This window comes from Streptomyces sp. JNUCC 63 (assembly GCF_054366325.1).
In genome coordinates this window covers 5,644,839-5,670,920 of the sequence record NZ_CM135963.1, presented here as the reverse complement: position 1 = coordinate 5,670,920, position 26,082 = coordinate 5,644,839, and the positions used below count along the sequence as shown (strand labels likewise).

General features: G+C 70.5%; 18 protein-coding genes. 8 read left to right on the top strand and 10 right to left on the bottom strand.

The features are described from left to right. Positions 1-55 precede the first annotated feature (55 nt). A complete protein-coding gene (locus ACX25U_RS26015) occupies positions 56-295 on the top strand; it encodes a hypothetical protein (protein WP_454383522.1) in 240 nt (79 codons plus the stop codon). A gap of 20 nt (positions 296-315) precedes the next feature. Here the strand turns inward: ACX25U_RS26015 and ACX25U_RS26010 are convergent, their stop codons facing one another. Both ACX25U_RS26010 and ACX25U_RS26005 read right to left on the bottom strand, forming a co-directional pair. After that, on the bottom strand, positions 316-1,500 hold the full coding sequence (locus ACX25U_RS26010) for a winged helix DNA-binding domain-containing protein (RefSeq protein WP_454383521.1): 1,185 nt from the start codon (positions 1,498-1,500) through the stop codon (positions 316-318). A gap of 76 nt (positions 1,501-1,576) precedes the next feature. Further along, positions 1,577-3,211, bottom strand: coding sequence for an alpha/beta fold hydrolase (locus ACX25U_RS26005; protein ID WP_454383520.1), 1,635 nt, complete (start codon positions 3,209-3,211; stop codon positions 1,577-1,579). Between the two features lie 122 nt (positions 3,212-3,333). Between ACX25U_RS26005 and ACX25U_RS26000 the strand changes: the two genes are divergently transcribed. Beyond that, positions 3,334-4,023 carry a TetR/AcrR family transcriptional regulator gene (locus ACX25U_RS26000; protein ID WP_454383519.1) on the top strand — a complete coding sequence of 230 codons (690 nt, stop codon included), beginning with the start codon at positions 3,334-3,336 and terminating at the stop codon, positions 4,021-4,023. On the opposite strand, the gene ACX25U_RS25995 is transcribed toward ACX25U_RS26000, so the two are convergent. The 7 genes from ACX25U_RS25995 to ACX25U_RS25965 all read right to left on the bottom strand — a co-directional run bounded on the left by ACX25U_RS25995 (position 4,020) and on the right by ACX25U_RS25965 (position 16,699). Next, positions 4,020-4,376, bottom strand: coding sequence for a 5-carboxymethyl-2-hydroxymuconate Delta-isomerase (locus ACX25U_RS25995; RefSeq protein WP_454383518.1), 357 nt, complete (start codon positions 4,374-4,376; stop codon positions 4,020-4,022). The genes ACX25U_RS26000 and ACX25U_RS25995 overlap by 4 nt on opposite strands. A 37-nt stretch (positions 4,377-4,413) precedes the next feature. Next, a complete protein-coding gene (gene pulA, locus ACX25U_RS25990; protein ID WP_454383517.1) occupies positions 4,414-9,825 on the bottom strand; it encodes a pullulanase-type alpha-1,6-glucosidase in 5,412 nt (1,803 codons plus the stop codon). A gap of 191 nt (positions 9,826-10,016) precedes the next feature. Continuing rightward, on the bottom strand, positions 10,017-11,393 hold the full coding sequence (locus ACX25U_RS25985; protein WP_454383516.1) for an alpha-amylase: 1,377 nt from the start codon (positions 11,391-11,393) through the stop codon (positions 10,017-10,019). Between the two features lie 164 nt (positions 11,394-11,557). Then, entirely contained in the window at positions 11,558-13,246 is a 1,689-nt protein-coding gene (locus ACX25U_RS25980; protein WP_454383515.1) for a glycoside hydrolase family 13 protein, read from the bottom strand. A gap of 151 nt (positions 13,247-13,397) precedes the next feature. Beyond that, positions 13,398-14,303 carry a sugar ABC transporter permease gene (locus tag ACX25U_RS25975; protein WP_454383514.1) on the bottom strand — a complete coding sequence of 302 codons (906 nt, stop codon included), beginning with the start codon at positions 14,301-14,303 and terminating at the stop codon, positions 13,398-13,400. A gap of 19 nt (positions 14,304-14,322) precedes the next feature. Beyond that, a complete protein-coding gene (locus ACX25U_RS25970) occupies positions 14,323-15,327 on the bottom strand; it encodes a carbohydrate ABC transporter permease (RefSeq protein ID WP_454383513.1) in 1,005 nt (334 codons plus the stop codon). A gap of 100 nt (positions 15,328-15,427) precedes the next feature. Further along, entirely contained in the window at positions 15,428-16,699 is a 1,272-nt protein-coding gene (locus ACX25U_RS25965; protein WP_454383512.1) for an extracellular solute-binding protein, read from the bottom strand. A 438-nt stretch (positions 16,700-17,137) separates the two neighbouring features. On the opposite strand from ACX25U_RS25965, the gene ACX25U_RS25960 reads away from it, so the two are divergent. Both ACX25U_RS25960 and ACX25U_RS25955 read left to right on the top strand, forming a co-directional pair. Continuing rightward, on the top strand, positions 17,138-18,172 hold the full coding sequence (locus ACX25U_RS25960; RefSeq protein WP_454383511.1) for a LacI family DNA-binding transcriptional regulator: 1,035 nt from the start codon (positions 17,138-17,140) through the stop codon (positions 18,170-18,172). Positions 18,173-18,246: 74 nt separating this feature from the next. Beyond that, on the top strand, positions 18,247-19,089 hold the full coding sequence (locus ACX25U_RS25955; protein ID WP_454383510.1) for a phosphatase PAP2 family protein: 843 nt from the start codon (positions 18,247-18,249) through the stop codon (positions 19,087-19,089). Positions 19,090-19,594: 505 nt separating this feature from the next. On the opposite strand, the gene ACX25U_RS25950 is transcribed toward ACX25U_RS25955, so the two are convergent. Further along, positions 19,595-22,597, bottom strand: a complete 3,003-nt coding sequence (locus tag ACX25U_RS25950; RefSeq protein WP_454394513.1) for a bifunctional [glutamine synthetase] adenylyltransferase/[glutamine synthetase]-adenylyl-L-tyrosine phosphorylase — start codon at positions 22,595-22,597, stop codon at positions 19,595-19,597. 119 nt (positions 22,598-22,716) lie between these two features. On the opposite strand from ACX25U_RS25950, the gene ACX25U_RS25945 reads away from it, so the two are divergent. The 4 genes from ACX25U_RS25945 (at position 22,717) to ACX25U_RS25930 (ending at position 26,031) form a co-directional block, all read left to right on the top strand. After that, the gene (locus tag ACX25U_RS25945) at positions 22,717-22,989 is read left to right on the top strand and encodes a ribbon-helix-helix domain-containing protein (protein WP_454383509.1); all 273 of its coding nucleotides are present in this window, start codon (positions 22,717-22,719) and stop codon (positions 22,987-22,989) included. Positions 22,990-23,219: 230 nt separating this feature from the next. After that, entirely contained in the window at positions 23,220-23,522 is a 303-nt protein-coding gene (locus tag ACX25U_RS25940) for a FeoA family protein (protein ID WP_454383508.1), read from the top strand. Further along, the gene (gene feoB, locus ACX25U_RS25935; protein WP_454383507.1) at positions 23,519-25,456 is read left to right on the top strand and encodes a ferrous iron transporter B; all 1,938 of its coding nucleotides are present in this window, start codon (positions 23,519-23,521) and stop codon (positions 25,454-25,456) included. Before ACX25U_RS25940 ends, feoB begins: the two co-directional genes overlap by 4 nt. Next, on the top strand, positions 25,453-26,031 hold the full coding sequence (locus ACX25U_RS25930) for a NifU family protein (RefSeq protein WP_454383505.1): 579 nt from the start codon (positions 25,453-25,455) through the stop codon (positions 26,029-26,031). The genes feoB and ACX25U_RS25930 overlap by 4 nt, the downstream gene beginning before the upstream one ends. Positions 26,032-26,082 lie beyond the last annotated feature (51 nt).

Genomic DNA, 26,082 nt, shown 5'->3' with positions numbered 1-26,082 from the left:
TCACGGAATCCTGCGTTCGGACATCGGTAATACCCTGGTCGGGACGCCGAAAGACGTGCTGAGGGTGACGTTCGCGTTCGCCTGTACCGGAAACGCGACGGCTTCCCTCAGGATCGAGGTCGACGGCAAGGACGTCGAGTCGGCCGCCGGTACGCACAAGTGCGGCACCTCGGTCTTCCAACAGAGCCTGGAGATGTCCAACGGCGGATCCGTCGGCTTCTCGGCCGATGTCAAGGGTTCGCACGAGGGAGGCTTCGCCTACTCCTACTACACGGAGAAGAAGCAGTTGCCGTAGGGCGTGGCGAGCGCGTCGGGTCAGCTCGCCAACTCCTTCTCCAGCGGTGTCCGGAAGCGCGGTGTGACCCTCGTCGGGCCCAGCAGGCTCCGTAGGCTCTCCGCCTGCCGGCCGATCGCCGCTTCCGCCTCCGTGCCCACCCCCTCCCGGTCGAGGATCCGCCAGACGATCTCGCCGTCGGGGCGCTGGGCCCAGGCGCCGATCACCCGGCCGTTCCACCACACCGTCGGGCCCACGTTGCCGCTGCGGTCGAACAGGGACGGCCACAGCTCCGGCGGGAGGTACCAGTCCCGTTGCTGCCAGCCCATCGCCGTGGGGTCGAGGGCCGGCAGCAGGGCCGCCCACGGCTCGGCCGGCCCGGCCACCGGGTCGACGTCGTCCTCGGCGACGTACGCCGTGCCCTCGTCCACCCGCACCTCCCGCGCCCCCGCCGCGGCCAGCGCCCGCCGTACGTCCGTCACCCGCCACCCCGTCCACCACTTCAGGTCGGCCTCGGTCGCCGGGCCGCAGGACGCCAGCCAGCGGCGCAGCAGGTCGGTCTGGGCCTCGGCCGTGTCGAGTTCGGGGTGCGCGGGGGCGAGGGCCCAGCGGAACTGCGTGGACGTCCAGGAGCCGAGCGGCCGGCCCCGGGCGACCTTGCCCTCCACGCCCAGGAGACGCAGCAGCCGGGAGGAGACCGTGTGCACGCCCTCGTAGCTCTTCCCGGCCGCGTACACGAACTGCTCCCGCAACCGCGGTTCGTCCTGGGCGAGTTCGGCCGCAGTGGCCTGACCGCGGCGGGCCAGCGCGGCCAGCGTCGACTCCTCGACCTCCTTCAGCCACGCCGCGTCCGGCGCGCCCGCCTTCTCCATGTCCTTGATCAGCGCGGCGCGTGCCTTGGCGGCGACGGCGAGACCGGTCGAGGCGTGCACCACCGCGGTCAGCTCGGCGGGGAGGACGAACACGGTGTTCCGCATGCCGTGCATGCGCACCAGCGTGCGGTCCTCGTACAGCGCGCGCTCCGTCCGCTCCACCGTCCCGTCCGGCTCCGCCAGCCGGGCGCCCACCCCCAGGTACACCGTCGCCGGGTCCGTCCCGTGCAACGCCACCAGCGACCGGGCGACCTCCTCCGGCGTCGCCGCCCCCGCCCCGCCGGCCAGCCGGTGCCGCCACGCCAGCCTGTCCCGCCGCTCCGCCACTCCGATGTACCGCGGCTCCCCGCCCATCAGACCTCCACCCGTAGTCGCCTCGACGGCATCCTGCCCGACAGCACTGACATCGGCCCCCGTATCCGGGTTCACGTCAGCCGTACCGCTCCAGCAGCCCGCGCACGTACGCCTCCAGCCGGTCGCCGAGCAGTTCCGGTGTGAGGTCGGTCCGTCCCAGCTCGCGCCAGGGACCGGCGAGCTTGGCCGCGTCCGGGGCGTAGGACAGGGCGTCGAGCAGCCGCCAGTACAGGTGGTCGGGGCCGTCGGCGAGTGGCCGCCCGCCGTGGACCTCGTAGCGGTCCCGGAAACGCAGGCCGTGCTCGGGGCCGTGCAACAGCGCGAGCGCCGTCGAGCAGTGGGCCACGTCGAGGTCGGCGGGACCCCAGGAGGTCTCCACCCAGTCGACGACGCCGCTGATCCGCAGATCGTCACCCGCACCGGTGAACAGCACATTCCCGGGATGGAAGTCACGGTGCAGGAAGCAGCCCTCGTACGCCGGAGGCTCACGGCGGAGCACATCCACCGCACGCTCCCACAGCGCCCCCGGCCGGGCACGCACCCGCTCCGGTGACGTCCACGCCTCGTACCGCCGCGGGCGCTCGTCCGGCACGACGCCGTGGATCCGCACGAGCTGCGCCGCCAGCAGGTCCAGGCGCGCCGCCAGGTCCTCCTCGTCGACCCGCACCCGGCCCGGGAGCGCGGACATCAGCAGGGAGGGGTGGTCGCAGTGCTCGGCCGTGGCGTCGACGGCGACCGGCGCCGGCACCGGGATGCCGCCTCGGCCGGCCAGCAGCGCCAGGACGGCGGCCTCACGGGTGAGCAGTCCGGGCGCGTGGCGCCGGAAGAAGGGCTTCACGAAGGTCCGCAGCACCAGGCCGGTGCCGTCGTCGAGCGTGAGCGCGCGCATCTGCGAGCTCCAGCCGCCCCGCAGCAGGGCGGTGCCGCGTACGGTGCGGCCCTGCGGCAGCTGCTTGGCCACCCATGCCCTCGTCGCCGTCCAGCCGCCCTCGCCCAGCCCCGTCAGCACCGCGTCCACGAAGCCCCGCCGGTCGTCCGGGCGGTCGTGGAACCACAGCCCCAACGCGTGCCCGGCGCCGGGGAGTTCCAGCCGGGTGAACTGGGCGCGGGCGCTCAGCGCGTCCTGGACGGCCTCGGTGACGGCGGGTGGGATGACGGCGTCCGTGCCGGGCACCGCGAGCACCGCCCGGCCCTCGTAGGCGCGCAGCACGTCGAGCGCGGGAGCCGTACGCCAGCTGCCGGGGCGGCGGATGATCTCGCTGAACCGCCCGTCGCCCGTGCCGAACGGCACGTCCCACGCCTCACCGGCGTAGACGGCCGGCGCGCACAGGCCCAGCGCCACGACCCGCTCCCCGTAGTGCCGAGCCAGGTCGGCCACGGTCTGGCCGCTCATGCTGAACCCGACCAGGATCAGCGGGCCGCCGGCGGGCACCCGGGCGTCGATCACGGCGACCGCCTGCTCGAACCGCCGGCGCAGGCTCAACTCCCGCAGTGCGCCGGTGCTGTCGCCGTGCCCCGAGAAGTCGAACGCGACACCGCGGCAGCCACGGGTGACGAACTCGGCGAGCAAGGGCAGCAGCCGCTCCTTGCCGCCGTTGCCCGCGCCGTGCAGCAGGACGACGCCGGGCCGGTCCCGGGCACCGTCGCCGCCGTACACACCGCTGAGCTGTTCGCCGTCATGGTCATGACTAAAGGAGGAGAGCTCGCTCATCGCGCCATTCACGCACAGTGCCCCCGCGTGCCGTGACCGTTTCCGCACACGCGACAAGGGCAAGTGAACACCACGGCCGGTCCGGTCCGTTCGGGGCCGGATTCGATCGGTAAGGTGTTCGTATGACTACCGGGGTTCGCCGCAGAATGGGAGTCGAGGAGCGACGGCAGCAGTTGATCGGCGTCGCCCTCGAACTGTTCAGCCGCCGCTCGCCCGACGAGGTCTCCATCGACGAGATAGCGTCCGCGGCGGGCATCTCCCGTCCGCTGGTCTACCACTACTTCCCCGGCAAACTCAGCCTGTACGAAGCCGCGTTGAAGCGTGCCTCGGACGATCTGGCGGGCCGGTTCGTGGAGCCGCACGAGGGCCCGCTGGGGGCCCGGCTGCTGCGGGTGATGCGCCGGTTCTTCGACTTCGTGGACGAGCACGGGCCCGGCTTCTCGGCCCTGATGCGCGGCGGCCCCGCCGTGGGCTCCTCGACGACCAACGCGCTCATCGACTCCGTACGGCAGGCCGCGTACGACCAGATCCTGTCGCATCTGCGGGTCGAGGACCCGCCCGCGCGCCTGGAGCTGGTCATCCGCTCGTGGATCTCGCTCGCCGAGTCGACGGCGCTGATCTGGCTGGACGGCCGGCGCATCCCGCGAGCCGAGCTGGAGGTACAGCTGGTGCACGACTTCGCCGCGCTCGTCGCGGTCGGCGCCGCCTACGACGAGGAGATGGGCGCGCTGATGCGCCGGGTCTTCAAGGACGAGCCGGCCGAAGGCCCCTTCGTGGACCTGGTCGGCCGGCTCGTCAATCTCGCTTCCTAGGCGTCGAACTTCCGGTAGGACGGGTCGAGGTCGCGCACCTCGGCCGAGGCGTGCAGGACCAGGCCCTCCACCGGCTTCACATGCTGCCGCAGCGCCTGGAGGACCGCCTCCGTCAGACGTGCCTTGGTCTCGTCGGTGCGGCCGGCCAGCAGGCCGATGGTGACGTGCACGATCGCGTGCCCCTCGGCGTCCGGACCGACGACGGTGTCCTCGGTCCGGCGGAACTGCGTCTTGCACGCCGGGGGCTTCGCGGCCGCGATCTCGACCGTCCGCGCGTGCAGCTCCCGCGCGAAGGCGGGCCGGTCGAAGGCGTCCGCCAACCGCTCGGAGTAGTCGACGGTGATCTGCGGCATGAGCGCTCCTGTTCTACGGCGGTCCGACCGCCTCAGCCTAGTTCCCGAAGACCGCGACCGTACGGGCCGCAACGGTGAACGTGCCCGTCGCCGCCGTGTAGGAGGAGGTCTTCACCACCGGGTCCGCACCCGCCGCCTGCACCGGGTGCAGCCGGTAGTGCGCCCCGGCGAGCGACGCGACACGCTGCTGCTGCCGCTCGGGCGTCGCGTTGAACACCACCACCAGGTCACCGAGTCTCATGGTGATCACGCCGGGCGTCTCGTCCTTCCCGGACAGCGGGAAGGACAGCCGCTCCTGCACCTGCGCTGCCGTGGTGAGCGAGAACGCCTTCTCCGTCGTACGGATCCTCAGCAGGTCCCGGTACGCCGCCGACGCCCCCTGGATCTGCGGGCAGCCCACCTTGACGGAGGTCAGCAGCGGCTTGGCGTACGGCCACTTGGACTCGTTGTCGGCCGCCATGGGCAGACCCCGTCCGAAGCCGTTGCCGTCCGCGCAGTTCCAGTGAATGGCGTTGAACCAGTCACCGCTGTCGTAGGAGTTGCGGTCCAGCGACTTCGAGCGCAGCAGGTCGGTGCCGGCCTGGGAGAGCGCCGGTCCCTGCGAGAGCGTGGCCGTAGCCATGGCCAGGACCTGCATACGGGCCCGGTCGGCCGCCGGGGTGTCCTTCGGCAGCTTGTAGGCCAGGGCGTCGAACAGCGACTCGTTGTCGTGCGCGTCGGCGTAGGCGAGGGCGTCGCCGGGGGCGTCCGCGTATCCGGCGGGCGCGCCGTTGTAGTCGACGTCCGCGCCGGTGACCTGCCTGCCGTCGGTGTCCGTGAAGCGGTACGTGGCCAGGTTGCCGCTCAGGCCGACCTTGATCAGGTCCTGGTAGTGCAGCAGGCGGGCCTTCTGCTCGGCCTTGGTGCCGTTGGCCGCCGACGAGTTGGGCTCGGTGTAGAGGCCGGAGGCGAAGCCCTGGACGCCGGGGTCGTCGTCGAAGGGGCCGCCGCCGCGCACCGCGTCACGCGCCCGGTCGGAGAAGGTCGCGATGCCGGTGCCGGCCATGTTCTTCTGGGTGGCCTGCACGAACCGGGCGTCGTCGGCGATCTCGCCGAAGTTCCAGCCCTCCCCGTACAGGATGATGTTCTTGCCGTCCACGCCGTCCTTCTTCGGCGTGAGCGCGTCGAGAGCCTTCCTGACCTCGAGGATGTTGGCCTTGGGGTGGTGGCCCATGAGGTCGAAGCGGAAGCCGTCGACCTTGTACTCCCTGGCCCAGGTGACGACCGAGTCGACGACCAGCTTGCCCATCATGGCGTTCTCGGGTGCGGTGTTCGCGCAGCACGTGCTGTTGGCCACCGAGCCGTCCGCGAGAAGGCGCTGGTAGTAACCGGGCACGATCCTGTCGAGCACGGAGGTGCCCGCCTGGCCGCCGGCCGCCGTGTGGTTGTAGACCACGTCCATGACGACCCTCAGGCCGTCCCGGTTCAGCGCCTGCACCATCTGCCGGAACTGCACCGTACGGGCCGTGCCGTCCGGGTCGGTGGCGTACGAGCCCTCGGGGACCGTGTAGTGGTAGGGGTCGTAGCCCCAGTTGTAGGCGTCCTTCGCGGCGGTCTTCGCCACGCACGCCTGCTGCCGCTCGGAGTCGGCCGGGTAGGCGGCCAGGTCGCAGTCGGGAGTGGCCTGGTCGGCCTTCTTCTCCGGGATCGTGGCGATGTCGAAGGCCGGCAGGAGATGCACGTACGACGTACCCGCCTTCGCCAGCTCCCGCAGGTGCTTGGAGCCGTCGCTGTTCTTGTCCGTGAAGGCCAGGTAGGTGCCCTTGTCCTTCGCCGGGACCGTCCGGTCCGCGATGGAGAAGTCGCGGATGTGCAGCTCCTGGATCTGCGCGTCCCTGAGCGGTACGGCCTTGGGCTTGGCCAGGCCCGACCAGCCGCTCGGGGCCAGCGCCCTGTCGCCCAGGTCGACGACGAGGCTGCGCTCGGAGTTCGCGGTGAGGGCGACCGAGTACGGGTCGGTGACCTTGTTGGTGACGACCTCGCGGACGGAGGGCGCCCACACCTTCACGACGTACCGGTACGGCTTGTTCTTCCACGACGCCGGGCCGGTGACCGACCAGACACCGGTGGTGTCGTCGCGGCGCATGGCGACCGTCCTGCCGTCCAGCTCCAGCGCCACGCTCTGCGCGGTCGGCGCCCACACGCTCAGGCTGGGCCGCCCGCCGTGGAAGACCGGGCCGAGCTGCGCCTTGGCGGCGGCGGTGCCGTACACGTCGTCGAGTGCGCCGGCGAGCTGGACGCCGGTCGCCGTGAGCACGGCCCCGTTCGCGGCCCGCTGGGAGGCGACGACCTGGCCGCGCAGCGCCTCGCGGACCCGGGCGCGGTCGCGCGGGTCGACGGAGTAGGCGGTGTAGTCCTTCAGGTGCGGGAACTTCGCCTTCTGCGCGTCCGTGAGCGTGGTCTTCGCCAGCCGCAGCCAGCGCTCGTCGTCGCTGGTCAAGGTCCCGTCCTTGACGGTGATCGAGCCGTCGTGGGAGTAGACCAGCTGGGTGGAGGCGGCGCCGTCCGCGCCGTTGAGGGTCACCGTGTTCCGGTCGATCCAGATCGCCTTGGAGGTGGTGAGGTCCAGGGCGGCCGTGCCGCCCGCGGGCTGCGGCAGCAGGTGCTTGTCCTGTCCGTTCAACAGCCACACCTCGTAGCCGTCGGCCTTGAGGTCCAGGGACTGGTCGGCGGCGAGGTCCTTCTCGTCGCCCTTGTGGATGATGTAGCTGAGGCTGGTGGCACCGTCGGTGAGCGGCACCTCGAAGACCGCGCCATAGGAGTCAGTCTTGACCGGCTGGAGGGGTTTCGACCAGTCGGTGGGGTCAGCAGCGCCCGTCCAGACGTGCAGGCCCCAGCCGTCGTGGTTCCCGTCGGCGCGGTGGTAGTGGAGGACCGCCTTGGTCGTGTCCTGTGCGGGGTGGTCGGCGTGCCGCGTGGTCCGTACGGCCTCCTTGCCCTGCTCGACCCAGACCTCGCCGGTCCTGGTGACGTCGATGGACCGGTCGGCGGAGACGTCCTTGTTGCCGTCCTTGTCGATGACCAGGAAGCCGACGTCGGAGGCGCCCGGCTTCAGCTTGACGTAGGCGAAGGCGCCGTAGGCGTCGCGGCCGATGAACGGGTGGCTGTCCGGCCAGGTGGTCGCCTCGCCGTCGGCGAGGTCGCCCCACGCGTACAGGCCCCAGTCCGCGTAGTCGCCGTCGGTGCGCTTGTAGTGCACGATCGCGTAGTCGCGGGAGGAGGCGGTGGGGACCTCGGGGGCCGGCGGAGTGCCGGTGGTGGAGGCCGCGGTGGCGCTCGCCGTGCGGCCGGCCGAGTCGACGACGACCGCCTTGTAGCGCAGGGCGGTGCCGGCCGGGACGGTCCCGGCCACGGTGTGGGTGACCTTGTAGGGGGCGTGGTCGGCGGAGCCGAGCACCTTCCACGGGCCGTTTCCGACCTGGGCGGCGAAGACGACCCGGTTGAGCTGCCCGCCGGTCACGTCGGCGCTGAGGTCGACGGTGCCGGTGGCTCCGGCGGCGGGGGCCGTCAGGGTGAGGGCCGGCTTGGTGGCGGGCTTGTCCAGGGCGCCGGCCGCCTTGAGGACGACGGCGGAACCGGCCGGGACGGTGACGGTGACCTTGCGGTCGGCGCCGGAGGTCACGGTCGTCTCGGTGCCGTGGATGCCGCGGTACGTCATCTTCGCGGAGCCGGTGGCGAAGGTCGCCGTCTTCGCGTCGTCGGCGTTGTTGAAGGCGACGACGTACTCGGCGCCGGTCCTGGCGTCCGTACGGGTGAAGGCGTAGACGCCCGGTCCGTCGGCCGCGTACCGCTCGGTCTGGACGCCGTCCGTGAGGGCAGGGTTGTCCTTGCGGAGCTTGGCCAGGCCGGCGATCTGCCGGTAGAGCGGCGCGGTGGTGTCGTAGGAGTCGCGGGCGTGGGTGCGGCCGGTGCCGATCTGCTCGTCGTCGAGGTAGTCGGCGACCTTGGAGGCGAACATGGTCTGGCGGGCGTCCTTGTCGCCGCCGGATCCGGTGAAGCCCTGCTCGTCGCCGTAGTAGACGACGGGGTTGCCGCGGCTGAGGAACATCAGCTCGTTGGCGAGCTCGTCCTTCCGCAGGATCTCGGCGTCGGTGGCCTTCGGGTTGTCCTGCTCGAGGAAGTACCCGATGCGGCCCATGTCGTGGTTGCCGAGGAAGGTGACCTGCTCGTAGGCGTTGGCCTTGTCGGTCGTGTACTTGTAGTCGTCGCCGAAGACGCTCGCCAGCTTCTTGGCGCTGCCGCCCTGGGAGGCGTAGGCGCGGGCCGCGTCCTGGAAGGGGAAGTCGAGCGTGGCGTCCAGGCGGCCCTGGGTGACGTAGGGGGCGTTCACGGAGGTGTCGGCCGAGTAGACCTCGCCGAACATGAAGAAGTTCTTACGGCCGTGCTGGGCGGCGTACTTGTCCAGTGCCGTGGCCCACTGGGTCCAGAACTCCATGTCGACGTGCTTGACGGTGTCGATGCGGAAGCCGTCGACGCCGAAGTCCTTCACCCAGCGCTGGTAGATCTTCTCCATGCCGCTGACGACCTCGGGGCGCTCGGTCCACAGGTCGTCGAGGCCGGAGAAGTCGCCGTAGGTGGAGTTCTCGCCGGCGTAGGTGGAGTCGCCGCGGTTGTGGTACATCGTCGGGTCGTTGAGCCACGACGGGACCTTGAGGTTCTTCTTGGCGGCGGGGACGGCCGGGGTGTACGGGAAGGAGTCCTTGTCGACGGCGGGGAACTTCTTGGTGCCGTCCGCGTGGTCGGCGTCGTCGAAGGGGCGGCCGTCCTTGGTCAGGTACGGGAAGGCGCCCTTGGACAGGTACGTGTGGGAGCCGCCCTCGTAGTCGATGACGTCGGCGGTGTGGTTGGTGATGACGTCGAAGAAGACCTTCATGCCCTTGGCGTGCGCCTTGGAGATGAGGGTCGACAAGTCCTTGTTGGTGCCGAAGTGCGGGTCGACCTGGGTGAAGTCGGTGATCCAGTAGCCGTGGTAGCCGGCGGAGGCGTCCTTGCCGGCGCCCTGCACGGGCTGGTTCTTGAAGATCGGCGCGAGCCAGATGGCGGTGGTGCCCAGGCCCTTGATGTAGTCGAGCCGGCTGGTCAGGCCCTTGAGGTCGCCGCCCTGGTAGAAGCCCTTGTCGGTGGGGTCGTAGCCGGTGGCGAGCCGGGAACCGGTCAGTCCGCCCTTGTCGTTGGAGGTGTCTCCGTTGGCGAAACGGTCCGGCAGGACGAAGTAGAACTGCTCGCGGGTCAGGTCGTGCCGGGCTTGCTCGGCGGCGAGCTTGGCGTCCGAGGGCGGCGCGGGCGGTGCGGCCGCCCGCGCCGTGAGCGGTGGGACAAGCGCTGCGGCGAGCGCGGCCACGGTGACGGCGGCGACGCGTCTGCCTGACGGGGTGCGGCGCCGCGAGGGCGCCGGCCATCTCGGTATCACGGGACGAACTCCTTGACGGTACGGCTCACTTGACTGCGACCGCTCACCCCGGCAGCGGCTCCGCCGCCGGGCGTGGGCGCGACCGTATCGCCTGCGCAAGGTTTACAGCAATACTTCTGAAACCTCCAGCAAGAGTTTTCACATCCACGCACCCGGTCGGCCGGCGCACCGCGCGGCAGACGTACCGCCGTTCAGCAGCTCGACCTGCCCGCGTAGAGCGCCAACGCGGTGTTGGAGCCCAGGGTGGCGGTGAACTGGCCGGCACTGTTCACGGTCACCGGCGTGTTGTTCTGGACGTTGCAGTACGTGCCCGCCGGGAGGGAGGTCTGGTAGGTGCGGGTCAGGGTGCCCGGCTCGTGGTTGACGGCGACGAAGCCCTTGGCGCCGCGGCCGAAGGCGATGGCGTTGTTGCCGTTGTCCCACCAGTTGGTCACCGCCTGGCCGCGGGTGGCGTTGCGGAAGGCGACCATGGACTTGATCTCCGGCCAGGCGTGCTGACACTTCCAGCCGTCCTGCCAGCAGGCGTTGACCTTGCCGCCGTTGGGGGGACCGGCGTCCACGTCGGACCACTCGTAGGCGGAGTTGATGTCGGGGGCGCCGTACGGCCAGGCCAGCATGAAGACGTTGGCCAGGGTGTAATTGGCGCCGTTCTTGTAGTTGAGGGTCGAGCCGTTGCGCTCGGTGTCGTGGTTGTCGACGAAGACACCGGCCACCGAGTTGCTCAGGTAGCCCCAGCCCTCGCCGTAGTTCTTGAGGTACGCGAGCTTCTCGTTGTTGAAGACCCGCTTGAGGTCGTACGCGTAGCGGAACTCCTGGACGTCGCCGTTGCCCGTGTACTCGGCGGGCTGGACCGCCTCGCCTGCGCCGTGGATGACCTCCTGCTTCCAGTACGCGTTCCTGTTCGTCAGGCGGGACTTGATGTTGGCGAGGTCGGCCGCGTCGATGTGCTTGGCCGCGTCGACGCGGAAGCCGTCGACGCCGAGGGAGAGCAGGTCGTTCATGTAGCCGGCGATGGTCCTGCGGACGTACTCCTCGCCGGTGTCGAGGTCGGCGAGGCCCACCAGTTCGCAGTGCTGGACGTTCCAGCGGTCCTGGTAGTTGGTGATCTGGGCCGTGCAGTCGTCGAAGTCGTACACCGAGTACAGGCCGGGGTAGTCGTACTTGGTGTACGACGAGCCGCCGGTGCCGGTGCCGCTGCCCGCCGACATGTGGTTGATCACCGTGTCGACGACGACCTTCACACCCGCCGAGTGGCAGGTGTTGACCATGTTCTGGAACGCGGCGCGGTCACCGAGCCGGCCGGCGATCCTGTAGCTCACCGGCTGGTACGACGTCCACCACTGCGGCCCCTGTACGTGCTCGGCGGGCGGGGAGACCTGGACGTAGCCGTAACCGGCGGGACCCAGGGTGCTGGTGCACTCCTTGGCGACGGAGGCGAAGTTCCACTCGAAGAGGACCGCGGTGACGTCCTTGGTGCCGGGCGGGGAGGCCGCGGCGGGGGACGCGAGGACGACCGAGGCTGCCGCGGCGAGGGCGGCGGCGCATGAAACGGGTCTGCGGATGGTCATGTGGGGGTTCCTTCTTCGTTGAAGGCTCTTGCTGAAAAGTTCAGCAAGTTGTTGACCGCAGAATAAAGGCCCGCTGCCCCAACGGACAGCGGGCCGTGTGGAGTTGATGTCAAAGTGTGGCCTCAGGCCCCGTTCCTCAAGCCCCGTTCCTCAAGCCCCGTGCCTCAGTCGGTGGTCCACCACACCGTCGTGTCGCCCGGGACCTTGGCCTCGCCGTCCGCCTCCGCCACCTCGCCGCTCGTGAGCAGGACGCGGCCGTACGCCGGGGTGGTGACCGACTCGCCGGTCGTGTTCGCCACACAGACGAACTCGCCGCGCCGGAAGGCGAGGACGCCCTCGGAGGCGCGCAGCCACTCCACGCTGTCGCCCGCGCCCAGGTCGGGGTGGGCGCGGCGGGCGGCCAGGGCGGCGCGGTACAGCTCCAGGGTGGAGCCGGGCACGCCCTGCTGGGCCTCGACGCTCAGCCTGCCCCAGTTCACCGGCTGCGGGAGCCAGCTGCCGCCGTCGCCGAAGCCGTGGGAGGAGCCCTCGCGGGTCCACGGGATCGGCACCCGGCAGCCGTCGCGGAAGCCGTCCTGGCCCTCGCCGCGGAAGTACGCCGGGTCCTGGCGCACCTCGTCCGGCAGGTCCACGACGTCCGGCAGACCGAGCTCCTCACCCTGGTAGACGTACGCCGAACCGGGCAGCGCCAGCATCAGCAGGGTGGCAGCGCGGGCCCGGCGCAGGCCAAGCTCGCGGTCGCCGGCGGTGCGGATCTGGGTGCCGAGGCCGGGCGGGTTGGCGAAGCGGGTGGCGTGCCGGGTGACGTCGTGGTTGGACAGCACCCAGGTGGCGGGCGCGCCGACCGGGCGCATGGACTGAAGGGTGCGGTCGATGACCTTGCGCAGTTCGTCGGCGTCCCAGTCGGTGCCGAGGTACTGGAAGTTGAACGCCTGGTGGAGCTCGTCGGGGCGGACGTAGTTCGCGGTGCGCTCGACGGTCGGGGTCCACGCCTCGGCGACGAAGATCCGGTCGCCCGAGTACTCGTCGAGGATGTGCCGCCACTGCCGGTAGATCGCGTGTACACCGTCCTGGTCGAAGAACGGCATGACATCGTTGCCCAGCAGCTTCAGCTGGTCGTGGGTGCCGAGGTCGGGCAGGCCCTCGGCCTTGACCAGGCCGTGGGCCACGTCGATGCGGAAGCCGTCGACGCCCATGTCGAGCCAGAAGCGCAGGATGGAGCGGAACTCGTCGCCGACGGCCGGGTGGTCCCAGTTGAAGTCGGGCTGCTCGGGCGCGAACAGGTGCAGGTACCACTCGCCGGGGGTGCCGTCCGGTTCGGTGACCCGGGTCCAGGCGGGGCCGCCGAAGATGGACTCCCAGTCGTTGGGCGGCAGTGCGCCGTCCTTCCCCTTGCCGGGGCGGAAGTGGTAGCGGTCCCGGAGGGGGGAGCCGGGGCCCTCGGCGACGGCGCGCCTGAACCACTCGTGCTGGTCGGAGGAGTGGTTGGGCACGATGTCGACGATGATCCGCAGGCCCAGCTCGTGGGCGTCGCGGATCAGCGCGTCGGCGTCCAGGAGGTTGCCGAACATGGGATCGACGGCCCGGTAGTCGGCGACGTCGTAGCCGGCGTCGGCCTGCGGGGAGGCGTAGAAGGGACTGAGCCACACGGCGTCCACACCGAGGTCGCGCAGGTACGGCAGGCGGGAGCGGATGCCCTCCAGGTCGCCCATGCCGTCGCCGTTGCTGTCGGCGAAGCTGCGCGGATACACCTGGTAGATCACCGCGTCCCGCCACCAGTCGCGACGCGGGGCGACGGTGGCGACGGCCGCTTTGGAGAGGGGGGATTCGGCCGGGAAGTGCTGCTGGCTCATGGCGTCCTTGGTGCGTACGGAGTAGGGGTGGGGTGCGGGTGACGGCGGCGTCCGGGTGATGGGGCGGCCGCGGTGCCGGCGGGGTCGGTGAGGCACCGCGGCCGCCACCCGCGCGGGCGGCGCGCGGGAACCGGTTGCCGGCCAGTGGGGGTCAGCCCTTGGTGCCGCCCGCGGTGAGGCCGGTCACGAGGTTTTTCTGGACAAGGTAGAAGAAGACCGACACGGGAATGGCGATCAACACCGCGGTGGCAGTCATGTAATTCCACTGGGCGTCGTGCTCGCTGACGAAGCTCTGCAGGCCGACGGCGAAGGTGTACTTGGAGTCGTCCAGCATGAAGGTGGTCGCGAAAGCGACCTCGCCGACGGCCGTGATGAAGTTGTAGAAGGCCGCGACGGCCAGCCCCGGGCGGGCCAGCGGCAGGATCAGCCGTACGAAGGTGCCGAAGGGGCTGAGCCCGTCCACGCGTCCCGCTTCGTCGATCTCGAAGGGGATGGTGTCGAAGTACCCCTTGAGCAGCCAGGCGCTGTACGGCACGGCCGTGGTGCAGTTGATGACGATCAGGGCCCAGTAGGTGTCGATGAGACCGAGCTGGCTGAAGATCTCGTACATCGGCACGATCAGGATGGCGATCGGGAAGGCCTGGGTGAGCAGCAGCACCCACATCAGCTGCTTGTAGCCGGGGAAGCGCATGCGCGAGACCGCGTAGCCGGTGGTGGCGGCGACGAAGACACCGATCAGGGTGGTGCCGAGGGCCACGATCATCGTGGACTTGAGCCAGTCGAAGAAGGCCGTGTGCTGCAGCACGAAGCTGTAGTTGGAGAAGGTGAGCTTGCCGAGGATCTGGCCGGGGTGCAGGTAGTCGTCCTTGCCCGGACCGAGCGACAGGTAGAACAGCCAGGCCACCGGGGCCAGCGCGATGAGGCTCGCCACGGCGAGGCCGCCGTGCAGGAGGGCGCCGCCGAGCGGGCCGCGCTCGCCCCGCCGGCGGGTCCGGCGCGGGGACGGCGGGGCGGAGGCCGGTCCGGCCTGCGTCTTTTCGAGGGTCGTGGTGCTCATGGCGGCGGCTCCTGCGGCGTCAGACGGCGAGCTGGTCATTGCGCTTCAGCCAGCGGAAGTAGAAGGAGGTGAAGACGGTCAGGATCGACAGCAGCAGCACGCCGTACGCGGCGGACTGGGCGAAGTCACGCGGCTGCTGTCCGAAGCCCAGGTAGTAGGCCCAGGTGACGAGGATCTGGGCGTCGGGCGCGCTGTTGGGGCCGAACAGCAGGAAGATGATGGCGAACTGGTTGAAGGTCCAGATGATGCCGAGCAGCACCACGGTGGAGCTGACCGAGCGCAGGCCGGGCAGAGTGACGTGCCGGAACCGCTGCCAGGCGTTCGCGCCGTCCATCTCCGCGGCCTCGTAGAGCGTGGAGTCGATGGACTGCAGGCCGCCGAGGAGCGAGAGCATCATGAACGGCACACCGCACCAGGTGTTGACCATGATCGCGGCGAACCGCTGCCAGAAGGCGTCCTCCAGCCACTGCGGCTCGGGGAGGTGGAGCGCGTGGAGGACCTGGTTGAGCACACCGGAGTCGGCGAGCATGATCCGCCAGGAGAAGACCGTGACGAAGGCCGGCACGGCCCAGGGCAGGACCAGCATCAGCCGGTAGAAGGTACGGCCGCGCAGCTTCTGGTTGAGCATGAGCGCGAGGCCGAGGCCGATGCTGTAGTGCAGGAACACGCAGGCGGCCGTCCAGAAGACGGTCCACAGGAAGTGCGACCAGAACCGGTCGTACGCGGTCGGGCCGAACAGGATGTCCTTGTAGTTGTCCAGCCCGATGAACCTGTAGGTGGCCTCGATGTGGTTGACGCCGATGGTGCGCGCCGAGTTGAGGCTGTTGGCGTCGGTGAGGGTCAGGTAGGAGCCCCGCACCAGCGGGTAGCCCACGATGACGCCGAGCACGACGACCACCGGCGCGATCATCGCGTAGGCGTACCAGTGTTTGTGGAATCCGTTCTTCAGGCGCTGGCCCAGCCCGGGCCGAGGCGCGCGGTCACCGCGGCGCCTGCCGGTCGCGCGGTCGATGGCGACTGTCATGGTTCGACACCTTTTGCAAGATCAGGGAGAGTTGGGCCGGGCACAGGCCGGTGGCCGTCGGACCCGTCCCTCGTGGGACGGGTCCGACGGCCACGCGGGCTCACTTGCTGAAGTCGGGGACCAGCTTGGTGATCGCGAGCTCGGCGTTGCTCAGGCCCTTGTCCAGGGACTCCTTGCCGGCGGCGATCTTGGGCAGCTCGGTGTCGAGCGGGCCCCACAGGGAGCTGTACTCGGGCAGCGCCGGGCGCGGCTGGGCGGCGGGCAGGACGCCCTGGTAGCCGGCGATGCCGGGGTCGGCCTTGACCTCGGCGGTGTAGGCGTCGTCGCGGGTCGGCAGCGTGGAGTTCTTCAGGGCGATGGCCTCCTGGGCCTTCGCCGAGGTCATCCACTTCACGAACTTCAGGGCCGCGTCCTGGTGGGCCTTGTCCGAGCCGGCGTAGACCGAGAGGTTGTGGCCGCCGGTCGGGGCGCCCGCCTTGCCGGAGGAGCCGGCCGGGACGGTGGCGATGCCCAGGTTGGACTTGTCCGTGAAGGCGGAGCCCTTGTAGAAGTTCGTGATCTCCCAGGGGCCCTGGACGATCGCGGCGACCTTGCCGTTGACGAACGCGTTCTGGATGTGGGCGTAGGCGTCGGCGGTGGTGTCGGCCTTGTGCAGGCCCTTGCCGTCGAACAGGCTCAGCCAGGTGCCGTACGCCTTCTTCGCGGCGGCCGAGTTCATGGTGATCTTCTTGGCGTCGGCGTCGACGGTGTCGGTGCCCTCGCCGTAGAGGAAGTTCTGGGCGTAGTAGGCCTGGGTGGAGCCCCAGTAGCCGTCGACGCCGGTCTTGTCCTTGATCTTGGCGGCGGCCGACTTCAGCTCGTCCCAGGTCTTGGGGGCCTCGGTGATGCCGGCCTTCTTGAACAGGTCCTTGTTGTAGACCAGGGCCAGGGTGTCGGTGACCAGCGGGACGCCGTAGGTCTTGCCCTCGTACTGGGCCTGCTTGATCAGGCTGGGCTGGAACTTGTCCTGCTCGGCGAGGGCCTCGGTGCCGTCCAGCGGCAGGAAGTAGCCCTTCTTGGCGAAGGCCGGGGTCCAGCCGACCTCGGAGCGCAGCACGTCCGGGGCGCCCTTGGCGCCGGCGGCCGTGTCGAACTTGTTCTGCGCCTGGTCGAACTGGACGTTGACGTACTTGACCTTGATGTCCTTGTTGGCCGCTTCGAACTGCTTGACCAGGTCCTGGTACGTCGGTGCCTCGTTGGTGGCGTTGGAGGTGTCCCACCAGGTGATGGTCACCGGGCCGTCCGACTTGTCGCTGCCGCTGTCGCTCCCGCACGCCGTCGCCGCGAGGGCGAGGGACGCCACCAGCGCGGTGGCCGCTATGCCACGCCGCATGAGTTCTCCTTGAGGGTGAAAGCCCGTGAGCGGGAAGCGGTCCCGTCCGCCGCTCCCGCCGCTGCGCCATTGCCGCCGCCGGGCGACGGTGAAAGTAACAGCGTTGCAACCGCTGCGAAAGACCTTGCAGAAAAAAAGTGCAAGAGATCGTGAGAGTTACGCCTTCGTGACCTGTTCGCAGGTGTCCCGCTCCCCTGGTTTCATACGGGTCGGCGGGGTGCAGGACACTTGTGCAAGACTCTGCAAGCCCTTGCCATACGGTGGCGAGGGGTGAATCATCCCGTTGCGGACCGGACGCCGAGACCCGGACACCGACCGGACGCCGACCGAACACGAGGGAACGCGATGACGCAGCAGCCCGCAGCGGGCCGTCCAACGGCCCGCACCAGGCGGCCGACCGGTGGGCAGGGCGGGAGGCGACCGGTACAGTCCACTCATGTGACCACACGGCTTGCCGACATCGCTGCCCAGGCGGGGGTGAGCGAAGCGACCGTCAGCCGCGTCCTCAACGGGAAGCCGGGCGTCGCCGCCACCACCCGCCAGTCCGTGCTGGCCGCCCTCGACGTCCTGGGCTACGAGCGCCCGGTGCGGCTGCGGCAGCGCAGCGAGGGCCTGGTGGGCCTGATCACCCCCGAGCTGGAGAACCCGATATTCCCGGCCCTGGCCCAGGTCATCGGCCAGGCGCTGACCCGGCAGGGCTACACCCCGGTGCTCGCCACCCAGACCCCCGGCGGCTCCACGGAGGACGAGCTGACCGAGATGCTGGTGGACCGCGGGGTCGCGGGCATCATCTACGTCTCCGGCCTGCACGCGGACACCACGGCGGACATGGAGCGCTACGAGCGCCTGCGCGCCCAGGGCGTGCCCTACGTCCTCGTGGACGGCTTCTCCCCGAAGGTCCAGGCGCCCTTCATCTCCCCCGACGACCGCGCGGCCATGACCCTGGCCGTCACCCACCTGGCCTCCCTGGGCCACACCCGCATCGGCCTGGCCCTGGGCCCCAAGCGCTTCGTCCCGGTCCAGCGCAAGATCGAGGGCTTCGTCCGCGCGATGCAGGACCAGCTGAACCTGCCCCCGGACGTCGTCGAATCCGAGCTGATCCAGCACTCCCTCTACACCCTGGAGGGCGGCCAGGCGGCCGCGACGGCGCTCATCGACCGGGACTGCACGGCGATCGTCTGCGCCAGCGACATGATGGCGCTCGGCGCGATCCGCGCGGCCCGGCAGCGCGGCCTGGAGGTCCCCCGGGACGTCTCGGTCGTGGGCTTCGACGACTCCCCCCTGATCGCCTTCACCGACCCGCCCCTGACCACGATCCGCAAGCCGGTGCCGGCGATGGGCCAGGCGGCGGTGCGCACACTGCTGGAGGAGATCGGCGGGACGCCCGCGCCGCACAGCGAGTTCGTGTTCATGCCGGAGCTGGTGGTGCGCGGTTCGACCGCTTCTGCCCCCGGTGACCGCAATCGCCCGTAAAGCGGAGAACGTGCGAGTGGAACCCGACCGGGGGTGATCGTCCCGGGAAGGTTTGTCTGGCAGACTCTGTGCCCATGGGCGATACGACCGTGACTCGACTGGAAGGCCGGGAAGAGGCCGTTCCGCCTCCCGTCACGGACGACATCCGCCCCACAGCCGTACGGCGCCTGCGCACCCCCCGGCGCCCCCGGCTGTGGTTCGAGATCCTGCTGATCGCGGTGAGTTACTGGACGTACTCGCTGATCCGCAACGCGGTCCCCGAACAGAAGGCCCAGGCCCTGCGCAACGCCGACTGGCTCTGGAGCACCGAGCACCAGCTGGGCATCGCCGTCGAGCACTCGATCAACCATGCCGTGAACTCGGTGTCTTGGCTGATCATCGGCATGAACTACTACTACGCGACCCTGCACTTCCTGGTCACCATCGGCGTCCTGGTGTGGCTCTACCGCAGCCACCCCGGCCGCTACGCGGCGACCCGCCTCACCCTCTTCATCACCACGGGCACGGCCCTGCTCGGCTACTACCTGTACCCCCTGGCACCCCCGCGCCTGATGACCGGCGGTCACTTCATCGACACCGTCCAAGTCCACAACACCTGGGGCTCGATGGCCTCCGGCGACCTCAAGCACATGTCCAACCAGTACGCCGCGATGCCGTCCATGCACATCGGCTGGTCCCTGTGGTGCGGCCTGATCCTCTTCGCCCTGTGCACGATCCCCTGGGTCCGCGTCCTCGGCCTGCTCTACCCCGTGGCCACCCTGATCGTCATCGTCGCCACCGCCAACCACTTCTGGCTCGACGCGGTCGGCGGCGTCCTGTGCCTCTCCTTCGGCTTCACGGTGGCCCGCACCTGGTACGGGGCGCTGCCGCACGCGCTGCCGAGGGCTGCGCAGGCTTTGCAACCCGCGGAGGCGTAGGAACTCGAACGGTGCCCGGAGTTCGGGTGCCGTGGGGGTGGGTGCGCTCGCCCCGCTCGAGGGGCGAGCGCACCCACCCTCCCCCAATCTCTCGACTTCGCTCGAGCAGGGGGAACCCCAGGCGTTCAGCACTGAGGGAGGCACGACTGCCCGCAGCTACGCGGGCCCGCACCCGCGCGACGGCGGAAGGGGCCGTGGGGGTGCGTCAACAGCCCGCCGCATACTTCGTCCCTGCCCAGTCCAACCCGACAACCCAGGGCAGTACGCCCGTGCGCGGCGGGCTGGACGCACCCCCACGGCCCCGACCCCCAACGCACCGCAGGCGCACCCGCACCCCCGCCGGAGGCACCCGCACCCGCACCCCCCGCCGGAGGCACCCGCACCCGCACCCACCGCCGGAGGCACCCGCACCCGCACCCACCGCCGGAGGCACCCGCACCCGCACCCACCGCCGGCCCCGCCCCACCCACACACCGCAGGCGACAACCGCGACCCAGCGGAGCGCCTACGCTCCGTAGAACAGCGTCTCCATAACCCCCCGAGCCCGCCGAGCAGTCCGCCGGTACGCATCGAGCATGTCCCCCACATGCCCCAGCCCATACCCCAGGTACCGCCCCACCGCGGCCAGCTCCCGCGGCTCCGTGGGAAACGTGTCCCCGGCCCGCCCCCGCACCAGCATCACCGCGTTCCGCACCCGCGTGGCCAGCACCCACGCCTCGTCCAGTGTCGTGGCGTTCTCCTCGGACACCAGCCCCAGCCCCCGCGCCGCCGCCAACGCCTGCCGAGTCCGCGGAGTCCGCAACGACGCCTCCCCAGCCCCGTGCCGCATCTGCATCAGCTGCACGGTCCACTCCACATCCGACAGCCCACCCGGCCCCAGCTTGGTGTGCAACTTGGGATCCGCCCCCCGCGGCAACCGCTCGGACTCCATCCGCGCCTTCAACCGCCGGATCTCCCGCACCGCGTCGTCCTTCAGCCCACCCCGCGGATACCGCAACGGATCGATCAGCTCCACGAACCGCCGCCCCAGCTCCTCGTCCCCCGCCACCGGTTCGGCCCGCAGCAACGCCTGCGACTCCCACACCTGCGACCACCGCCGGTAGTACGCCTCATACGACTTCAGCGTCCGCACCAGCGGTCCGGACTTGCCCTCGGGCCGCAGATCCGCATCGACCAGCAGCGGCGGATCCGCACTCGGGATCTGCAGCAGCCGCCGCAGCTCGGCGACGACCCGCCCCGCCGCCTCGGCGGCCTCCCGCTCGTCCACACCCTCCCGCGGCTCGTGCACGAACAGCACGTCCGCGTCCGACCCGTAACCCAGCTCGTGCCCCCCGAACCGCCCCATCCCGATGATCGCGAACCGGGTCGGCAGAGTGTCCCCCCATCCCTCCCGCACGACCGCCCGCAACGTGCCCGCCAGTGTCGACGCCGTCAGATCCGACACCGCACCGCCTACCCGGTCCACGAGCGCGCCCTGGTCGGCCTCGGCCGGCTGCGCCTCGGTGCCGTAGGAACCGACGATGTCGGCGGCGGCCGTACGGAACAGCTCGCGCCGCCGCACCCCACGGGCCGCCGCGACCCCCTGCTCGGCGCTCTCGGCGCGCCCCACCGCGGCGAGCATCTCCTGCTCCAACTGGGCCCGCCCACGCGGCTCGAGCCCACCCCCGTCACCGCCGCCGTCGCCCAGCAGGGCCACGGCCTCCGGCGCCCGCATCAGCAGATCGGGGGCGAGCCGCCCTGCCGACAGCACCCGCGCGAGATTCTCCGCCGCGGCCCCCTCGTCCCGCAGCAGCCGCAGGTACCACGGCGTCTTGCCGAGCGCGTCGGACACCTTGCGGAAGTTCAGCAGACCCGCGTCCGGATCGGCCGAATCCGCGAACCACCCCAGCAGCACCGGCAGCAGCGTCCGCTGAATGGCGGCCTTCCGCGTCACACCCGACGCGAGAGCCTCCAGATGCCGCAGGGCGGCGGCCGGGTCGGCGTACCCGAGCGCGACCAGCCGTTCCCGTGCCGCCTCGGGACTCAACCGGGCTTCGCCAGGCGCGAGTTGGGCGACCGCGTCGAGCAGCGGCCGGTAGAACAGCTTCTCGTGCAGCCGTCGCACGACGCCGGTGTGCCGCTTCCACTCCCGGGTGAGCCCGGTGATCGGGTCACTGCGCAGGCCGAGGGAGCGCCCGAGCCGGCGCAGATCGGCCTCGTCCTCGGGGACGAGGTGGGTGCGCCGCAGCCGGTACAGCTGGATACGGTGTTCCAGGGAGCGCAGGAACCGGTAGGCGTCGTCGAGCTGCATGGCGTCCACGCGGCCGACGTAACCCCCCGCGGCCAGCGCCTGCAACGCGTCCAGGGTCGACCCGCTGCGCAGGGAAACATCGCTCCGTCCATGCACCAACTGCAGTAGCTGCACGGCGAATTCGACGTCCCTGAGACCACCGGGCCCGAGCTTCAGCTCGCGTTCGACCTCGGTCACGGGGATGGTCTCGACCACACGGCGGCGCATCTTCTGCACATCGGCGACGAAGTTCTCGCGCTCGGCGGCCTGCCAGACCAGCGGGTCGACCGCGGCGATGTACTGCCCGCCGAGCTCCAGGTCGCCGGCCACCGGGCGGGCCTTGAGCAGCGCCTGGAACTCCCAGGTCTTGGCCCACCGCTGGTAGTAGGCGACGTGACTGCTGAGCGACCGCACCAGAGGCCCGTTGCGCCCCTCGGGCCGCAGATTGGCGTCGACGGGCCAGATCGACCCCTCGACGGTGGTCTCGGAACAGATCCGCATCATGTGCGAGGCGAGCCGGGTGGCGGCGCGCAGGGCCTTGGACTCGTCGGCGCCGTTCGCGGCCTCGCCGACGAAGATCACGTCGACGTCGGAGACGTAGTTCAGCTCGTGGCCGCCGCACTTGCCCATGGCGATCACCGCGAGCCGGCACACCGCGTCGTCCTCGGGGGCGGCGGCGCGGGCGATCCGGAGCGCGGCGCGCAGGGTGGCGGTGGCGAGGTCGGCGAGCTCGGCGGCGGTCTCGACCACGTCGGTGGTGCCGCACACGTCGCGGGCGGCGATGGACAGCAGACAGCGCCGGTAGGCGACGCGCAGCGCGACGGGGTCGCCGGCCTCCGCGAGCCCCCGCTCGAACTCCTCCACCCCGGGGTGCAGGTCGCGCGGCTCGTAGGTGACGAGCGCCTGCCAGTCACCGGCGTGCCGGGCGAGGTGGTCGCCGAGCGCGGCGGAGCAGCCGAGCACACCGAGCAGCCGGTCGCGCAGCGGCTTGGCCGCTATGAGCGTGTCGAGCAGTTCCCGCCGGTCCGTCGGCGTGGGCTGCGCCTCGATCAGCCGTACGAGCCCCCGTAGCGCGAGATCCGGATCGGCGGTGGCCCCCAGCGCCTCCAGCAGCACCGGGTCGTTCCTGATGGGAGCCAGCTCCGGGCTCTCCAGCAGCCGCTCGGCGCCCGAGGCATCGGTGAAGCCGTGCCGCAGCAGCCGCGTGAAGGTACTGCTCCTGCGCCCCGGCGCCGTCATCCCGGCCTCCCGTCGGATCGAGCTCACCCTGGCCAGAGCCTAACCGGAGCGCCGGTCCCGGGCCCCGGCGGCGGGCCCCGTTTTCGGTGTCTCGGAGGCACCGAGCACACCCCGGGCGTGTGGCAGGCGCACCATATGGCCTGAGCCTCGACCGCACGACGATCTGTCCCGAGGAGGAGGACCTCCGCAGCCTCAAGGCCGCTGCCTCGCGCAGAGGAGTCAGCGAGGCCGAGCTGATCCGCGAAGGTGTCCGCCTGGCGATCGCGCGCGATCGCGTGCGGGACGAACCGGCAGGGCTCCCCGTCCTTGACAGCGGTGACCCCACCTTCGCGGAACGGGTCGACGACATACTGTGGGACACCGGCCTCAGCGACGGGAACCGGGCCTCATAAGTGATCGCCATGGCCTTGCCGAGCAGGTTCCCCGAGGCAAGCGGAGGATTTGAGCCACCTCAGGGAGACATGACCTGACCTGCGTTTTCACCTCTGCGGGTCGGCCCGGATCCTTTACTTCACCTGTTGCCCACCAGCGTCGGGACGGGGTCGGTATTGCCGCCGCCGAGGCAAAAGGTTAGCCTTGCCTAAGCTATTTTTTCGGGTGATTCCGGGGTTTGAGGATGTCGATGGTCTCAGCGCAGTCAGGGGCGCGCCGGAAGAGCGGCCCGTCCATGCTGGTGGACTCCGCGCCGGATGCGCGACTGGCCGACCTGCGCCCCGGGATGAGCGGCCAGGTGGTCGACATCGACGAGTCGGTCGAGCCGAGCACCGCGCGACGGCTGTTCGACCTGGGGTTCGCCCCCGGCGCCGAGGTCGCCGTGGTGCGGAAGGCGCCGCTCGGCGACCCCGTCGTCTTCCAGGTCGCGGAGTACGAGGTGGCGCTGCGCAAAGTGCAGGCCGCCGGCATCCATGTACGGCGCGTTGCGTGAGCGCGCACTGCGGTCCGGTGGCCCAGGCAGTCACTGGCGAGACCCGTCTGGCTCTGGTCGGCAGCCCGAACTCGGGCAAGACCACGCTTTTCAACGCCCTGACCGGCCTGCGGACCAAGACCGGCAACTACCCCGGAGTGACCGTCGCGCGCTATGAGGGGGTGGCGCGTGTCGGCGAGCACGAGGTGGTCATCGAGGACCTGCCCGGCACCTACAGTCTCGATCCGATCAGCCCGGACGAACAGGTCGTCGCCGATGTGCTCGACCCGGACAACCCGGCCCTCGGCACACCCGACGGCATCCTCGTCACGATCGACGCGACGACGCTGCGCCGTTCCCTCGGGCTGCTCGCCCAGGCCATGCGGACCGGCCTGCCGATCTGCGTGGTGCTCACCTTCCGCGACGAGCTGGCCCGTCGCGGCGGCGCCCTCGACGTCCCGGCCCTCCGTCGCGCGCTGGGCGTGCCGGTCGTCGCGGTGACGAGCGGGTCACGCAACGACCTGGCGCAGTTGCAGTCCGTACTGCTCGACCGGGCCGCATGGGAGCGGCCGGTCGTCCCGCCGCCCACCGACCCCTCGCAGCGACGGGCCTGGGTGGAGTCGCTGCTGCAGAGCGCGGGCTACGAGGTGCCCGAGGTCGATCGCCGCACACGGCGCATCGACGCCGTGCTACTGCACCCACTGTGGGGCACGCTCATCTTCTTCGCGACCATGTTCGCGTTCTTCCAGATCATCTTCACCGTCGCGGCACCGCTGCAGGACGCGGTGCAGAGCCTCTTCGACCGGCTCGGCACGCTGGTCACCGAGCACATCTCGAACCCGTTGCTCTCCGGCTTCCTCGGCAACGCCCTGATCGGCGGCGTGGGCGGCGTGCTGGTCTTCCTGCCGCAGATCGCCCTGCTGTTCCTCATGATCTCGCTGCTGGAGGGCAGCGGCTACCTCTCCCGCGCGGCGTTCCTGATGGACCGGCTCATGGCCAAGGCCGGGCTGGAGGGCCGGGCGTTCGTCGCCCTGCTCTCCTCCCTCGCCTGCGCCATCCCGGGCATCATGGCCACCCGCGCCCTCCCGTCGGCCAAGGACCGCTTCGCGACCATGATGGCTGCGCCGCTGATGACCTGCTCGGCGCGCCTGACCGTCTATGTGCTGCTGATCGGCCTGCTGGTGAGTCCCGACACCAGGGTCGGTCCCTTCGGTGCCCAGGGCATCGTCATGTTCGCCCTGTACCTCGTCGGTGCGCTCTCGGCCATGGCCACGGCCTGGGTCTTCAAACGGTTCAGCAGCAGGGGTGAGCCGGTGCTGCCGTTCTACATGGAGATGCCGTCCTACCGGATGCCGCGGCTGCGGTCGGTGGTCGACGCCATCTGGAGCGCCTGCAAGGGCTTCCTGCACAAGGTCGGCCGGGTCATCCTGCTCGTCACCGTCGTGCTGTGGCTGCTGCTCAGCCTGCCCATGCACAGCGATGCGCAACTGCGCTCCGCCGGGGTCGACCCGGCCGACCGGACCGCGGTCTCGGCCTATGCGGTCGACCACAGCTACGCCGCCGACATCGGTCATGCCATGGAACCCGTCTTCGCACCCCTCGGCTTCGACTGGCGGATCAACATCGGCGTGCTGGGATCGCTGTCCGCCCGTGAGGTGTTCGTCGCCACCCTCGGCCAGGTCGCTGCCGCCCAGAACCCCGAGCAGCCGGCCAAGGCCCTGACACGCATGACCTACACCGACGGGCCGCACCAGGGACAGAAGGTCTTCACTCCGGCCACGACGGCCGCCCTGCTGGTCTTCTTCCTCTACGCGCTGCAGTGCATGTCGACCATCGCGGTCATGCGCCGTGAGACCGGCTCGTGGAGATGGCCCGCGGTCGCCTTCGGCTACATGTTCGTGCTGGCCTGGACCATGGCCTTCCTGACGCACACCCTCGTGGGACTGCTGGCATGAGCGTCATCCCCATGCACCCCGAGGCCACGGCCGATCCGCAGGTCGTCCGCTGGGTGATCCCCGCCGGCACGCTGCCGGTCGTCGGAGAGATCGCCGAGGCACCGGACGAGCTCGGGAAAATGCTCCGCTCCGAAGACGTCGCCTCCATCGAGGTGGAGACACGGGCCGTGGTGATCCGGCTCGCCGACGACCGGAGCTGGTCCGGCACGGGAGCGCGGGTACGCGACGCGCTCGGCGCCGCGTTGCGGCACCCTCGGCAGTGGCGGCCGGCCGACGTGGTCACCGAGGACGACGTGCTGCGCGCCGCGCTGCAGGACGTCCTGGACGGATCCGTCGGTGACTACATCCGCTCCCACGGCGGCGAGGTGACGATCGTGTCCGCCCACGACCGGCGCGCTCAGGTGCGGATGGCGGGCACCTGCACGCACTGCCCGGCCGCCGGGTTCACCCTCCACTCCCGCCTCGAGTCGGAGCTGCGCGCCCGGTTCCCCGACCTGGTCGAGCTGCGGGCCACGGAGGAGCCCGGCAAGGCGGCAAGGCCCACGTGGCTCACCCTGCGCCGCCGCAGCACGTGACCGCCGAAGCGGACGGTCCGCAGACGGCCCGGGGCCGGTGAGCAGCGGAGG